Source organism: Pelagicoccus mobilis, from assembly GCF_016595505.1.
Taxonomy (GTDB): Bacteria; Verrucomicrobiota; Verrucomicrobiia; order Opitutales; family Opitutaceae; genus Pelagicoccus; species Pelagicoccus mobilis.
Genome location: NZ_JAENIL010000021.1, coordinates 63,480 through 78,350 on the forward strand (window position 1 = coordinate 63,480; position 14,871 = coordinate 78,350).

General features: G+C 51.0%; 10 protein-coding genes and 1 tRNA gene. 3 read left to right on the forward strand and 8 right to left on the reverse strand.

Annotated elements, in window-relative coordinates; genetic code table 11:
• Positions 1-7: 7 nt before the first annotated feature.
• From JIN87_RS12575 to JIN87_RS12595, 5 genes are all read right to left on the reverse strand, one after another.
• Positions 8-1,327 carry a sulfatase family protein gene (locus JIN87_RS12575; RefSeq protein WP_200355919.1) on the reverse strand — a complete coding sequence of 440 codons (1,320 nt, stop codon included), beginning with the start codon at positions 1,325-1,327 and terminating at the stop codon, positions 8-10.
• A 112-nt stretch (positions 1,328-1,439) separates the two neighbouring features.
• Positions 1,440-2,900, reverse strand: a complete 1,461-nt coding sequence (locus JIN87_RS12580) for a sulfatase-like hydrolase/transferase (protein WP_200355920.1) — start codon at positions 2,898-2,900, stop codon at positions 1,440-1,442.
• 417 nt (positions 2,901-3,317) lie between these two features.
• Entirely contained in the window at positions 3,318-5,180 is a 1,863-nt protein-coding gene (locus tag JIN87_RS12585; RefSeq protein ID WP_200355921.1) for a sulfatase family protein, read from the reverse strand.
• Positions 5,181-5,277: 97 nt separating this feature from the next.
• Positions 5,278-6,774: a sulfatase family protein gene (locus JIN87_RS12590; RefSeq protein ID WP_200355922.1), complete on the reverse strand. Its 1,497-nt coding sequence runs from the start codon at positions 6,772-6,774 to the stop codon at positions 5,278-5,280.
• Positions 6,775-6,812: 38 nt separating this feature from the next.
• Positions 6,813-8,180 carry a sulfatase-like hydrolase/transferase gene (locus JIN87_RS12595; protein ID WP_345780794.1) on the reverse strand — a complete coding sequence of 456 codons (1,368 nt, stop codon included), beginning with the start codon at positions 8,178-8,180 and terminating at the stop codon, positions 6,813-6,815.
• A gap of 400 nt (positions 8,181-8,580) precedes the next feature.
• Between JIN87_RS12595 and JIN87_RS12600 the strand changes: the two genes are divergently transcribed.
• Both JIN87_RS12600 and JIN87_RS12605 read left to right on the forward strand, forming a co-directional pair.
• Positions 8,581-9,528 carry an aldose epimerase family protein gene (locus JIN87_RS12600; RefSeq protein ID WP_200355924.1) on the forward strand — a complete coding sequence of 316 codons (948 nt, stop codon included), beginning with the start codon at positions 8,581-8,583 and terminating at the stop codon, positions 9,526-9,528.
• 105 nt (positions 9,529-9,633) lie between these two features.
• Positions 9,634-11,055, forward strand: coding sequence for a sulfatase family protein (locus tag JIN87_RS12605; protein WP_200355925.1), 1,422 nt, complete (start codon positions 9,634-9,636; stop codon positions 11,053-11,055).
• Between the two features lie 9 nt (positions 11,056-11,064).
• Here JIN87_RS12605 and JIN87_RS12610 read toward each other — a convergent pair whose 3' ends face one another.
• From JIN87_RS12610 to JIN87_RS12620, 3 genes are all read right to left on the reverse strand, one after another.
• Positions 11,065-13,101: a serine/threonine protein kinase gene (locus tag JIN87_RS12610; RefSeq protein WP_200355926.1), complete on the reverse strand. Its 2,037-nt coding sequence runs from the start codon at positions 13,099-13,101 to the stop codon at positions 11,065-11,067.
• Positions 13,098-13,697: an RNA polymerase sigma factor gene (locus JIN87_RS12615; RefSeq protein WP_200355927.1), complete on the reverse strand. Its 600-nt coding sequence runs from the start codon at positions 13,695-13,697 to the stop codon at positions 13,098-13,100. Before JIN87_RS12615 ends, JIN87_RS12610 begins: the two co-directional genes overlap by 4 nt.
• Positions 13,698-14,127: 430 nt before the next feature.
• A tRNA-Gln gene (locus JIN87_RS12620) sits at positions 14,128-14,201 on the reverse strand.
• 133 nt (positions 14,202-14,334) lie between these two features.
• On the opposite strand from JIN87_RS12620, the gene JIN87_RS12625 reads away from it, so the two are divergent.
• Complete coding sequence (locus JIN87_RS12625; protein ID WP_200355928.1) at positions 14,335-14,871, forward strand: NUDIX domain-containing protein; 537 nt, start codon at positions 14,335-14,337, stop codon at positions 14,869-14,871.

The window sequence follows — 14,871 nt, forward strand, 5'->3', positions numbered from 1 at the left end:
TGTGAACTCATTTTCGGCGGCGATCTTTCCGTTTCCGCTCCTTAGCGGCCATTTCCGTTTCCACGCCGGCGTCACCTTGCTGCTTCATCCAACCATCAAGTTCCGCTTTCAGTCTCTTGAACTCTTCCGCATATTCAGGATTCCCCGCCAGATTTCTCATCTCGAACGGATCTTTGCTCATGTCATAGAGTTCGTACTCGGGCCGCTTCCTATATCTGGATACCTGTTCCTGAGCAAAGGCATCGCCTGCTTCTGCCCTTCTTTCCCATGACTGAAACGTGGCGTTCTGGAAGGTCACCGAATTTTGGAATTCACCTTCGGGATTCAGATTCCAGATGAGCCTAAACCGTTTGTCGCGCACACTACGGATTCCAAACGCCTCAGGCCCCTTACCAATGCCACTCGATGTCTGAACTCCAAACGAGTAGTCGTGATGGTGATGCTCGTCACCTTTTAGCAAAGCAGTCAAACTTCGTCCGTCAAAGACCCCGTTCTCCACACGCCCTCCCGCCAACTCAATCAGAGTAGGAAGTACGTCAACATATTGAATCATCGCTTCTGAGACCGATGGCTCGATTTCCCCAGGCCAAACGAATACTCCAGCAGATCGCAGTCCTGAGTCGTAACAGGTCCACTTGCAGTGCGGAAAGTTAGACCCTTGCTCAGAAAGGAAGATAACGAGCGTGTTTTCCTCCACTCCACGTTTCTCCAAGATTCGGATACACTCCCCAACTTGCTCGTCCATGTAGGAAATTTCAGCATAGTACCGAGTCATCGCTTCTCTCGTTTCTGGCGTATCCACAAAATACGGAGGTAGTTTTAACGCTTCAGTTTCATACACTGAAGCATCTCCCCGATTCCACGGCGAATGCGGTTGGTTGGACTGAACCATCAAGCACCAAGGCTCGTCACCTTGTTGTTCAACGAAGGAGTCAACTCGACTCAAATCCAAATCAACTCCTTCTCCTTTGTCGTGATGGAGTCCACCCAGAAACTCAAAGGGGAAATTCTCCGCCGGCGCGTGGTGAGTTTTTCCGATGAGTGCGACCCGGTATCCGAGCGGACGAAGATAGTGCGGCACGCTCTTGATATGATCGTAGACGCGGCTGTGATTTGGGTGAGCTCCATTCCTAACCGGATGAATCCCAGTAAACAGGCTCATCCGAGTCGGAGCGCACATCGGAGCGGAATTAAAACAATACTCGAAACGCATTCCTCGTGCGGCCAAGGAATCAATATTCGGTGTATATACGTCCTTGTTACCATAGCAACCAAAGTCATGCCACGAGCAATCGTCCGCCAAAAAGAGCAGGATATTCGGTGTCACTCCAACTCGTCCAGAGGGGGGCCTTGATTCACCAGAGCAATAACCAGTCAGGAAAACCAGCAGAAGCATTACCGTCGTGATCAACCAGTAGATACGTTCTATAAAAGGTGAACTAAAAGCCATCATAGTATGTATCCATTTCTTCCCACCATGAAATCAAATGGGGCATCATAAGTTCGACCTTTCGAGGCTTCTTCTTCGCGAGATTAAGAGTCTCCCCCGGATCCTTCTTCATATTGAAGAGCTTCAGTTCGGAACCGTCCTGATTCACTAAAAGCTTCCAATCCCCCGCACGCATAGCGATCCGCGGGCTTACGTGCTCTGGCTTGCCTGGGCGTATGCCGCGATCATAGGTGCCAAACTCCCAGAAGACAGGCGTCTCTCGTTTCATCGGCAAACCAAGCAAAGCCTCCGACAGGTCGATACCATCCAACTCGGTACCCTCGGGAATCGTAGAGCCTGTAAGGCTCGCGAGACTCGGCAGAATATCGATCGCTGCCAAAACCGTAGACTCATCAACTTGTCCAGCTCTGATCTTTGCCGGCCAACGTATCATAAACGGCATACGGATACCGCCTTCGTATAGACTCCACTTTCGGCCAAAGAATGGTCCCGTGAACCCGGGTGGTTCGACATTCGCATCGTAGTAACGTTTCCAATCTGTCGGACCGTTGTCACTGGTGAGGATCACGATCGTGTCTTGTGTGAGTCCACGCTCGTCAATCGCCTTCAGCAGGCGACCGATCTGGCGATCCATCTCGTCGAGGATCGCAAAAAACTTGTCCTCCCACTCGCTGCGACCTTTCCCCTTCCATTTCGCTAATTGCTCCGCCGAAGGTTCGTGCCAATCATGAACGTCATTTGGGAAGACGTTCACTAGAAACGGACGTTCCTTGTTGCGATCAATGAAATCGATCGCCCGATCCACATAGGTCTCTGTGGTCTTGTGTTTCGGAAGCTCCAGGATTTCGCCTTGCCCGTGATTCCAGCTCAGCTTCTGGTTTCCTGTCTTAGACCAGAGGATACGGTCGCCAAGACCTTCAAAGGAGACGAGCGACTCATTGTATCCATAAGCTTGTGGCAATGGAGCGTCATCCACGTCACGACCACCACCTATATGCCATTTGCCAAAGTGAGCCGTGGCGTAGCCATTCGCTTTGAGCATCTTGGCGTATGTGAAGCGATCTGGGTCCAGAAAGTCCGGCATCTTCCGCTTTCTGTTGTTCTTTCGGTAATTCAGATAGGAGTGTATCCGTTCGCGCTGCGGATATATCCCCGTGTTCAAGGCGACTCGAGAGGCTGAGCAGATCGGAGAATTTACATAAAAGTTTGTGAGCTTCAGTCCCTCTTCCGCCAACCTGTCCATGTTTGGAGTCGGAACCTCAGTCAGTCCGAATGCCCCGATATCTCCATACCCCATGTCATCGATGAAGATCATCACGACATTCTGCTTACCATGAGCGTGTCGAACTGGCTTTTGTTCGGCATTTAAATCGTTTGCCAAGCACCACGCGAGCAAACCGCAGAGCAGCGTCGCTCCGCACCATTTTCTAACCGAACAAGATCTGCCCATACTTCGCATCTATGGTAATCGCTTTGCCGACGAGGAGCAAATTAGGACAGAAAACTGAATTAATTTTCGAAAGACTCCGAAAGCGTACTTTTTAGCGTATATCGGAGGGATATATCCCGCATAGACACCGTTTTGCGGCGAGTTCCGCCTAGCGAGTTTTCCGAGACTCGTTTTTCTCTACGAGCTCGATTTTTTTTTGGGGGATCATCAAAAGCAGTAAGATCAGGTCGGTTTGACAGTAGTAAGAAAAGTACTCTCAGGTGGGGCAGCCGCTCCGCGGGTGACTGACAAGAACAAACGCCCGCGGAGCGGCCGTTCCACCATCAGGCCGACGTATTTCCACTGCGCTAGCGGATGAACCGAAAAACTTGAGGTGTCGTTCCGATTCGTAGTTATCAAAAACGACACCTCCACAAACTACTCGCCAAAACGCTCCAGCAAGTTCAAACGCATGCGTCCGGGGTAGCCTACGATCACCTTCGTTTTCTTCGGGCTCTTAACGACTTCCTTCTGCTCAACCTTCAACTTGCGAACAGCCGGCATAAGAACCTGCGCGTCTTCTTCGTCCACCCAATCGACAATATTGAGAACCATCAAAATCGCGTACGAGTTCTGTTTGATCAAATCATTCAGGGCCGCCAAGCCCTTTTCCTTTTCGCCGTTGCGCACTAGCAGCCAAGCCGCCATTGCCCGGATCTCATGCGATTGGTCCGCAAGTGCTTTGAATCCTGCCTCCTTGTTGTCTAAAAGGAACGAACCAACAATCCCCCAATAGCGGACCCCAAGATCATCGCTATCGAGCATAGCTAGAAGCTGTTCGCGGTTATTCGGGTTCTCTTCCAATGCCACCTCGATCGCATCCAAGATCGCCGGGACATTGTACAAATCCGGGTTACGAGCCATCTCGTACATCGTAGTTCCGTGCTCTTTCGCAAGACGTGCGCACTCCGTTTCAGGAATAAGACCCGCATCGTAAATCTCCTCCTGCTTCCGGCGCATCTCTTGACGCATCTTGTCGAGGATCGCGCCATACTCCGGATTGTTCGCCAGATTGTTGACGTTATCCGGATCGTTTTGCATATCGTAGAGCTCTTCGTTCACTCCGCGTGGAGCGAAGAAGCTGGCTTGGATTTCATTGGCCGTACCATTCTCTACTGCCTTTTCCCAAACCCGAGCCGCTTCCATGTTCCAAATGTAGTCGAGTCGCTGCATCCAAGGCGTATACGGCATATAACTACGAAGATAGAGGTAGCGCTTATCGGAAACCGCACGCACATTGTCGATACGCTCATCCATGCGACCGCGAAACGCGAAGTGGTACTCTTGCTCTGGCTCAGTTTCTGGGCCTAGGAATATCCGCCCCTGCATGTAGTCAGGCACAGTCGATCCTGTAATGCTCAGCCATGTCTTCGGCATATCGACATAACTTACCAAACGATCGATCTTACTCCCGGGCTTCTCCGCTGGCCAAAGGTGTTTATACTTTTCAGGAATCCGGATGATCAGCGGGCAGTGCAACGCGTTCTGGAAAAGGTAGCGTTTGCTGCGAGGGAGAACTCCGCCATGGTCGGAATTGTAGATGACAATCGTGTTCTCATCCAGCCCCGCATCTTTGAGAGCCTGTAGAGCTTCGCCGAAATTTGTATCCATTACTTCAAGCGAATCCTGATAGCGGGCGTAGTTTCCACGCATACCTGGAACGTCCGGGTGATACGCAGCCAACTTCATCTTGGCTGGATCATGCTTGGTGTTTGTCACATCGCCAAAAGCATTGCTCTCGTGCGACTTCTTCAAATTGAGCACCTGAAAAAACGGCTGGTTCTTTTTCAGATTCTGCCAATTCGGCGGAGTCTTTCTACTACACTCGTCCCAGCAAGCTCCAGGGTTGCGGCTGCCAACATTGTAGTCAGTCTTGTAGAAATTGGCCGTGTAGTACCCACGCTCCTTCAGGTAGTCTGGGTAGTACTTGATGATGTCGTGAGGCACATCGTATTCACAACGCATCGGATGCGTGCCCATGGACACCGCATTTACCCCGGTTATCCAAGTAGAGCGCGACGGCCCGCAGACCGGAGCGCTCGCGTACGCGTGCATGTACTGGAAGTTCTCTTCTGCGAACTTGTCGATATTCGGGGTCGTTGCGTTCTCATTTCCGTAACAACCCAACCAGCTCGCGCTATTATCTTCGCTCGTAAGCCAAAGAATGTTGGGTCTGTCTTCCGAGAATCCGGAACGGACGATGAAGAGCAAAACAGCGGATAGGAGACAGTGCTTCAGCATAAGAATGACTTTGCCACGTCCGAGCTATTTGGGACACCTGCTCTTCTTTTTTCCGAAATTTCCCGCCACTTAGTGTTCGGGCAGACCTGAAAACCGCTTACTCTATCACAATCGGCTTCTTCTTCGCCGCTTCTTTCTCCAACTTCTCGTAAAGCTCTTCGTACATCCTGAGTCGCCATTTCTGGTAACCTCCCGACTGCAGCCAAATATTGCCCATATTCTGCGAGTTCCAGTCGTTCCATAGCTTGGCCATGGTAGCTCTTCGCTCAGGGGCCGCGTCAGCTATATCGGTCGACTCGTAGGGATCGTTCGCCATGTCGTACAACACCGGCACCTTTCCTCCATATTTCTTCTGTTCCAGCAAGAACTTCGTATCCACGGTTCTAACACTCCATGCGACTCCATCTTGCATACGCCAGAAGAGAGCTTCATGCGGGGAACCTTTTTTCTCGCCTCTTAAGTAGGGGATCAGATTTACACCTTCCAATGGGCTTCCGGAAGTGTCGCCCTTTCCAAGAGCGACAGAAGTCGCCGCCACATCTAGAGCCGACACTAAACCATCGAATTTACCCGCTTCCGGCAGCCCCGCTGGCCAATGTACGATGAAAGGAACATGGCAGCCGCCTTCGTGCATGCTCCCCTTGCCTCCCTTAAAAGGTCCACTGGTCGAGAAATTGCCCGGGTTGTGCGCTCCTGACCCACCATTATCGGAGAAGAAAAAGATCAATGTGTTTTCGTATTTGCCCGACTCCTTCAATGCATCCAACACAACGCCTATGCCCTGGTCCATCTCGTCCACCATCGCCGCGTAGATGCGACGATTCTTGTTCTTAATATTTGAATACTTGGCTATCGTTTCCTCAGGTGCCTCCAAGGGCTTGTGCGGAGCATTGTATGCGAGGTAGAGTAAGAACGGCTCGTCACCACTTTTTGAAACAAAACGTGCCGCGTCGCGACTCAACTCTCTCGTCAAGTAGTCCTTGAACTCCGCCGTGTTATTGTTCCGCATCAAGGGCCAACAGCTGCCTTCGTTTGCGCTGTAATGCGGCTCGCCGTTATCCAACAACAAGGGCTTCGTAGTCGTTACGTCCTCTGGGAAGTATGAGTGTCCACCTGAAAGGAAGCCGTAGAAATAGTCAAAACCGCGATTGTTTGGATGAAACGGAAAGGAAGCACCCAAATGCCACTTCCCCACAACACCCGTACGGTATCCAGATTTCTGTAGTCGCGTGGCAAAGGTCTGCTCCGTCAATGGCACACCGCTGTACATATCGAAATGAGAGTTTGTGAGATTCACCTCCATTCCAAAACGAGCTTGGTACCTGCCTGTGATAAAACCCGAACGCGATGGTCCGCAATACGGATGGGTCGTGTATCCGTTGCGGCACTCTATCCCATTTGCCGCCAATCTATCCAAATTCGGCGTTCGAATCTCCTTCGAGCCCGTGTAACCAAGGTCCCCGTAGCCGAGATCATCACACATGATGACCAGAATATTCGGCCGTTCATCAGCACCGGCACTTCCGCTGCCCAACAAACACGCTAGGGCAAGCATTGATAGCCATTTTAGTTTCTTAAGCTGTTTCGTTTTCATAACGTCAAATGTTTTAATCATTTACTGCCCTCTCGAATTCACTTGGCGGCCTTCTTGCTTTTCTTGGACTTAGCAATCCGCTCTTTGTATCGAGCGTACTCTGGACGCTGGAGAAACATTTCAAAGTACGGTGCGTATTCCTTCATTTGATACCACTGAGCTCGGCGCGTTTTTTGGATAATACGCCCCTCTGGGTAATCTTCTCCCACCGCACTCGCTTCAATTGAATCCACCGTAGCCAATGCTTGAGCCCTCATTTTTGAAAAGAGCTCAGGCAGTTCACTCGAGAGGTCCCGTCCCTCGCTTGGGTCGTCTTTCAAATTATATAAACGCCAAGCCTCACCCTTTTTCTTCGGGCCAATCAACTTGAAGTCCCCATCGATCAACGCAGCTTGCGAACCATAGTAAAACGGAATCGGGTGAGCTCGTTGCGGAACGCCTCCTCCTAGCAGTGTCAGCAAACTCTCACCATCCCTCACCTCCAGCTGCGAATCCTTCGGCAAATCCAACAGATCCACAAGAGTCGGCATGATATCCATCGTAGAAGCCGGGAAATCCGTAACCATCGGTTTGATACGCCCAGGCCATTCAATTATCCCCGGAACTCGAATGCCTCCCTCAAATAGGCTACCCTTAAGACCGCGTAAGCCTCCGCAAGCGTCTGGATCAGTTTTCAGACCTCCGTTATCACTGCAGTACCAGATCAGCGTATTGTCCTCGATCCCCAGCTCCCGTAGCCCCTTTCTCAAAAGACCAATGCTTCGGTCAATGCCCACGATTTCACCAAGATGATTTCCCAAGGAATCGTCCTCAAAACCTGCCCGGTCCTCCGGCAGCGCTATTTGCGGACCATGTGGAGAACCGTACCAGATCACTGCAAGGGTTGGGTTCTCCTTTTCCCGTTCCATGAATTTGAGGGCTTCCGCCACCACGATGTTCGACGAATCACCTTCGAACTCCTCAAAAGCCCCACTTCGACTCATCAGTGGATTTAGGTCAAAGTAGTTTGTGACGCTCAACCATTCATCGAATCCATACTTGCCGGGATGATTCGGGTCGTCCTCCAGAATCGGGACTCCAGCCCCACGCACCCCATTAAGATGCCATTTTCCGAAAAGCGCGGTGCTGTATCCAGCTTCTTGTAACGCCTGCGGAAGCGTTTTTTCCTGCAAACAAAGATTGTTTCCATGGTCCGGCACACCTGTACGGACATGAGTGCGCCCCGTCAGTACTGACGCCCGTGTCGGCGAACAAACCGGTCCCGCCGCGTAAAAACGGTCCAAGCGAATCCCCGCTTCCGCCATGGCGTCCAGGTGGGGCGTTTTCAGCGTGGGATGGCCATTGTAGCCTACCTGCCCCCAGCCCTGATCGTCAGCCATCACTAGGATGATGTTCGGACTCTCCACTCCAGCAGATAAAGTGCGGAACAGGGCGAGGCATGCCAAGAAACAACATACACCTCGAACTGAGCTATTTTTCAGGGGGCTAAACATTCACTTACGCTTTGCCGGAAGTGGAGAAATTGGGACAGCGAACTCAGTTTTGTGGAAACTAAGCAAGCTCATGAACTGCACCAGTGTCTAGTCATGCATGTAACATAGCGCGGTGCTTTAGCCCGCGACCGTGGAGAACCAATCCTGCAAGCGGGACGCGGGCTGAAGCTCCGCGCTACGGTCGGGAGCATTCCATGCGTGACGCGACACTAGCTGGTGAAGATTTTCCACCTCACATGCCCTAACGAGGCGATCACCGGCAAAGTGTATCCATCCCTGATTCACAACATTACCACCCAAACACCAAGGAAGTATGACACTCAAAAGCCTCACCCAACTCACCTGCCTGGCCCTATCCCTAATCCTCACTGGAGCCGCATACGCTCAGAAGATGACGACGATTAGGAACAAGCACCTAACCGTCAGCATCAACCAAATCGGTGCCGAGATCAAAAGCATAAAGGCGAACGATACCGGCAGGGAATATATCTGGCCGGGAGATAAAAAGAACTGGAAGCGTAGCGCTCCAATCATGTTTCCAGTCGCCGTACGCTTCAAAGATGACGACTACACCTACAAGGGCAAGACCTACACGATGCCTCGAATCGGCTACGTCTTCAAGACACCTGCGAAGATCGAAAAGACCAGCAAGTCAGAGGCTACATTCGTTTACGAGTCGGACAGCAAAACGGCAAAGTTTTACCCGTTTAAATTTAAGCTCACAATCACCTATCGACTAGAGGGCAAAAGCATCATCCACGACTTCCAGGTCGAAAACCTCGGCAAAGAAACGATGTACTTCGACCTCGCAGGACACCCCGGTTTCACCCTTCCGACCAAAGGCGGAAAATCCCGAAAGGATTACGAGTTTGTATTCTCAAAATCGATGAACGTTCGCCGGATGCCTATCGAGACTGGTCTTGCCAATCCGAATACGGTTCCTTTCTTGAACAACGAAACACGCCTAAATCTGGCAGACCCTCGAATGGTCGGCAAAGGCGGACGAGTCATTCGAGCTGGCAAAGGAACCGTAATCGGTGTCGCAGAAAAAGGGAAATCAGCTTTCATTGAAGTAGATCTCGGCGACTTCCCGCATGTTGGCATTTGGCCACCAGAAGAGAAGCCTCTCATCTGTCTCGAACCCATGATCGGGCATCACGATTTCACGAATGCTCCAGCTCAGATAGAGAAGAAAAAGCAGCTGACCGCACTCCCAGCGAAGGGTTCGGAATCCTACAGCTTCACAATTCGGGTTAAATAGCCCATTTCGGCGGAGCACGGATTATCTTCTCCGGCTTCGCCTGTCCCAATTCGCCGCCGGCCGGCAAAGCGTAATCGTATGCGCAAAACAGGAATTGGGATTTTGATGAGACAGTCGTTGGGTCTGTTCGCTTTTGGGGTGTTTCATGCCCTATTGATGGCGACCCCAGCTGAGGCCGGTCAAAAGCCAAACATGGTGATCTTTTTGGCCGACGATCACGGTCGGCTCGAATCGAGCGTCTACGGTCACTCCCAGGTCAAGACTCCACAGATGCAAAAGCTCGCGGACGAGGGCATGGTGTTTGAGCACGCCTACGTGGCGTCTCCAGCCTGCGGCCCGAGCCGAGCCGCACTCATGAGTGGATTGATGCCAGCCCGCAATGGAGCTGAGGCAAACCACACCAATCCCCGTCCCGAGACGCAGTCCATGGTCCGACAATTGCAGGAGCAAGGATACGAAGTGGTTTCATTCGGGAAGATCGCTCACGGGAAGAAACAGCCCTTTATGCTGGGCTTCGACCACGTGGAGCTCATCCACAAAGACAGCAACATTGCTGCGGTAAGAAAATTTCTCGTGGATCGAAAATCCAAGAAACCTCTTTGCCTCATGGTAGGTGACCATAGGCCGCACGTGAGCTGGACAAAGGAGATGCAATACGATCCCGCCGAGGTCGAACTGCCTCCGCACCTCATAGACACGAAGGAGGCGAGAGAGCACTGGGCGAGGTATTTGACGGATATAACCCATATGGACTCTATGATGGCCGCGATCGACAAAATGGCGGAGGATTATTTTGGAACTGACGACTACCTCTTTCTCTACAGTTCGGACCATGGAGGCCAATGGCCGATGGGAAAATGGAACTTGTACGATTCAGGGACACGAGTCCCATTTATCGTTCGTTGGCCAGGAAAGATCAAACCAGGTGCGAGAACCAAGGCCATGGTAAGTTGGGTCGATCTAATGCCGACCTTAATTGACATCGCCGGAGGTAAAACTTCAGACGAGATCGACGGTCGTTCATTTACCCAAGTGCTACTTGGCGAAAAATCTACCCATCGTAGTCTCATGTTCACTACACATAGTGGAGACTCCGAGATGAACGTATACCCAATTCGTGCTATCAGTGATGGGAAGTACAAATACATAAGAAACCTCGAGCCAGACTGCTACCATTCCAACCACTCCGACATTCTACGAGTAGACGGGGCTGGTGCGTTCTGGCACTCATGGGACGAAGCAGCTAAAACGAACGCGTCAGCAGCTGCGAAAATGAGAAAGTACTACCAACGCCCTGCTGTTGAATTCTTCGACCTTTCTAAGGATCCATACGAGTACGACAACTTGGCAAACAGTCCGGAATACAAGCAAATGGTCCAAGAGTTCTCTAACAAACTGGATACATGGATGAAAGAACAAGGAGACACACAAAAGACGTTTCGAACGCCCTATCCTCTCACTGGCCCTACCCCATACATCATTCACATCGACTCGCCTAGGCATAAGAAAAAGCCCCTTAAGGACTAAGCCTCAGGTCTAGATTTCCACGATTTCAAAATAATCGATCGACCTGATATGCTCCCGTAGTAGCTCTGGCGAAAGTTCTCCCGAGCGGATGATGATCTTCTTCAAATGGGGTAGATTCAGTCGAGAGTTCAGCTTGAAGTTAGCTCCATAACTCAGGTCCACGGTTTCCACATCAAGAAACTTCAAGTGCTTTAAATTGAAATTTCCGTCCACGTGCAGCTCCAAATGCCTAACCGGCAGAAATCTGAGAATACAGTGTCCGGAACCACCGTTGCGACTCGCGAGTACAAATTTGTCAGCATCGCTCTTCAGTACAACCTTGTGCGTTTCTGGGATGTATCGCATTTCGGTTTGACCAGATCCTCCATTGAAACACGCCACCAAAGCCGATAGTTCCTCCGCCAATAGCGACTGGTAACTGGATTCAATCATGTGATGATAAGTGAATACACGTTCGAGGTATCCACTAATCCGAGACTCATCATTATGGAGAATGGCCTCTTTAAAAAATCCCTTCAAACCCTCAGGGCTCGGTCTGTTTTCACGGCCATAATTAAAATTTGGGTACGCTTCGACGATTCCAGAAATCTCAGGCAATAAATGCTGTTCATCAGGCAATTCCATTTTTAAAGCCTCCTGATGATTCATTTGCAGACCATGTATGTAATAGCGCTGCCACTTTGCTGATTCAGATTCAGGATCAAGCTCTAAAGCCATATCGAGCAATCGAATGGTATCAGTTACCGTTCTGGTCGGTCGCTCAAAGAAGCTTGAATTAAGAGCCCGGTCAGCTGAACGAACCAGTTTCTCAGCCAACTCCTTTTTTGTCCCAGTCGACTCTTCAAACAAGGCATCATACTCCGTCGAAAGAAGGCTAACTTCAGACATTAATTGATTGGCACGAACTTGCTCTTCCTCAGTCACCGTTTGCTGATGCACCAAACGCTGCATGAACAAAACCGATGACAAGGATAGCACAACCAATGCCGCCAAAGTAACTCGTGCAGAGTTCCGATGTCGCCGGACAAACAAACGACACTTTCGCAAAAGACCGGGCGACTCAGCTGTAGTTGAAAAACCACTCAGAAACTTGTGAACCTCCTGCTTCAGTTCGATCACCGACGTATAACGCCGGGAGGGACTTAACGCCAAAGCTTTCAGCACAACTGCTTCCATGCTCTTCGAAATAACCCGATCCGGAAAACGAGATCTCAATGAAGTGACCTCGCTATTTTTTGTCTGATCCAAGACTTCCTTAAGCGATCCCTTAAACGGAGGCTCTCCGCTTAGAATGCAGTGGAGAATACATCCCAACGCATAAACATCTGCGCGTTCGTCATGGCACCCATCTTGTGCCGTAATCTGTTCGGGAGCCATATACCCCGGAGTCCCTCGCAGGTCCCCAGTTTTCCTTTCCTGCTCCCCTAGTTCACGAGACAAAGACGAATCTACCCCCTCCTCCTTTTCTTTTTGAAGAGAGCAGGCAGATCCCCAGTCACAAACCAGAACCTCGCCAAAACGGTCGCACTGAATATTCTCAGGCTTAAGGTCTAGGTGAATAATTCCCTTCGAATGAGCATAGGCGACCGCATCACAAATCTTCAGGAAAATCTCGAGCAGTTCAATCTGCGGAGGATTCGACCGGATCAGGTCGTTCAGGCTGGTTCCTCGCTTAAGGTCCATCGTAAAGAAAGGCCGCCCACCCTCATCTACACCAACATCATGAACCTTGATGATATTTGGGTGACTCAGCGACGCTATCAGCCACGCCTCATGCACGAACAAATCGTAACAACGTAGCCCCCGGTCCTTTCTTAGCCTAGCCAGAGCAACCCACTGACGCGCGGCCTCGTCAAAGGCTTTGTAAACGTCCTTTAGCCCACCGCTTCCCAGATGCGTTTCATCGCGATACCGGTCTCCTCGGTGCACCAATTCCATAAACGAAGGACAGAGGTCTTCCTTAGCCTCAACATCCTCACTTTCCACCTCCGTCACGAAGCGTGTCAGACGCTTATCGGGCACGTATCCGTCAGCCCCTTCACTCATGGTTCTAACTCCGCTTTCAATTCGTAGATCTCTTCCGATAAGCGCTTCTTAACGCGCTTACGCAGAGAGTAGACGGTTGAAATCGTGAGACCGGTCTTCTCAGCAATATCGCCAGCGGAGACACCATCCAATCCCATTTCGAACACTTCAACCGCACGCCCCTCGAAAGCATCCCTCACTCGCTCCATCGCTTGCGTTCCGATATAGGCAACCCATTCCTGCTCGATGTATTCATCAACATCGGACGAATGCTCATCTCCTTCGAGCAAAGCCTTTTGGCGAGCGTTTTCGAGTCGCTTCTGGTACCGGCTTTGACTCCGGAAGAACATGACCGCCTTATTACGGATAACCCCGCTCAACCATGAGCGAAAGCGACCTCGCTCACGATCGTAGTTAGGCAAGTCTTCCATGAGCGAAATCAACACCTGCTGACAAAGGTCTTCGCGATCAGAGGCATTCACCTGCAGCTCGCCAAGTACGTAGAGAATAAAGCGGCGATAATGAGTAACCAACTCCGCCCACGCCTTGTCATCCTTCATATCCAATGCCCGATGAAGCAGCGTGTACCTCGTGTTATTCTCGTCAGAAGAGCCCATTGTTCCGTCAACTATGCAGACAAAGTGGAGGCTCTCGCTCCACCTGCAAATCACCCAGCCGCTTTATCGTTAAAGAGATGGGAACTCAGCCAACAGTTCCCATACTCGCTTTTCCTAGCTCAGTTGAAGAGGCAAACAATCGGATACTCAACATCCTGCCAGATGTCCTCCAACACCCAAACCACTTCAATCACATGTCAAGTGGCCGTGCCATCCATAGCCCTTCGAGCGACGGATGGCAGCCTCGCAGGGATTGATTCGCTTCGCTCAGGGCTACCGCCCCAACACTACGTGTTGCCCTTCTGCGCTTCGCTACGTCGAACCCACGATTCCTTCGCTACGCTACGGAAGGGTTCTCATCCCTGCTTTACCGTACTCCGACACCCAAACCACTTCATACATCTTCAGTCCTTTTTCGGACCTGGAGAAGTGGCAGCCTCGCAGGGATTCGAACCCCGACAGAAGGAACCAGAAACCTTAGTGCTACCATTACACCACGAGGCTGTCAGAAGAAGTCAGGCACGTTACCCCTCGCATTTCGGAAATCAATGAAAATTGCGGGATTTTTGCGATGTGAGTAGAAATGTGCCCTTTGCGGGCTTGCCGCCGGGGTATCAAATCCCCTTCCTTCGCACTCGTGAGCGACAAATTCGTAACAGAACATTTCAACTTTTGCCCGAGCTGCGGCTCTAGCTCCGTCGAACTAAAGAACGGGAACTGCATCACGTGCTCTGACTGCGATTTCCTCATGTATTTCAATCCGACCAGTTCGGCGGGAGCGCTAATTTTCGACGACGAAGGAAAACTGCTGGTCATTGAGAGAGCCAACGCCCCGAGCAAGGGCAAGTATGGAATTCCAGGTGGGTTTGCTGATTACGGAGAACGTCTAGAAGAAGTCGTTGTCCGCGAAACAAAGGAGGAAACCAATCTCGACATCGCAAACGCTACTTTCTTTGCCTCATTTCCGAACGAGTACCATTATCGCGGCGTAATCTACGGGACTATGGATACGTACTGGGAAGCGCACGTGCATTCGTTCGACGACATCGTGGCCGAAGAAGGAGAGGTTGCCGGCATTCACCTCGTCGACCCCACCAAAGTTCCAGCAGAAAAATGGGCCTTCCCCTCTTTGAAAAACGCTATCGCGAAATACCTCGCCGAACTTCCCAAGTGA

What these genes read in the sequence shown, in the direction of transcription:
- JIN87_RS12605 (WP_200355925.1), top strand. Translation starts at nt 9,634, where the DNA reads ATGAGACAGTCGTTGGGTCTGTTCGCTTTTGGGGTGTTTCATGCCCTA.
- JIN87_RS12580 (WP_200355920.1), bottom strand. Translation starts at nt 2,900, where the DNA reads ATGGGCAGATCTTGTTCGGTTAGAAAATGGTGCGGAGCGACGCTGCTC.
- JIN87_RS12615 (WP_200355927.1), bottom strand. Translation starts at nt 13,697, where the DNA reads ATGGGCTCTTCTGACGAGAATAACACGAGGTACACGCTGCTTCATCGG.
- JIN87_RS12585 (WP_200355921.1), bottom strand. Translation starts at nt 5,180, where the DNA reads ATGCTGAAGCACTGTCTCCTATCCGCTGTTTTGCTCTTCATCGTCCGT.
- JIN87_RS12590 (WP_200355922.1), bottom strand. Translation starts at nt 6,774, where the DNA reads ATGAAAACGAAACAGCTTAAGAAACTAAAATGGCTATCAATGCTTGCC.
- JIN87_RS12610 (WP_200355926.1), bottom strand. Translation starts at nt 13,101, where the DNA reads ATGAGTGAAGGGGCTGACGGATACGTGCCCGATAAGCGTCTGACACGC.
- JIN87_RS12600 (WP_200355924.1), top strand. Translation starts at nt 8,581, where the DNA reads ATGACACTCAAAAGCCTCACCCAACTCACCTGCCTGGCCCTATCCCTA.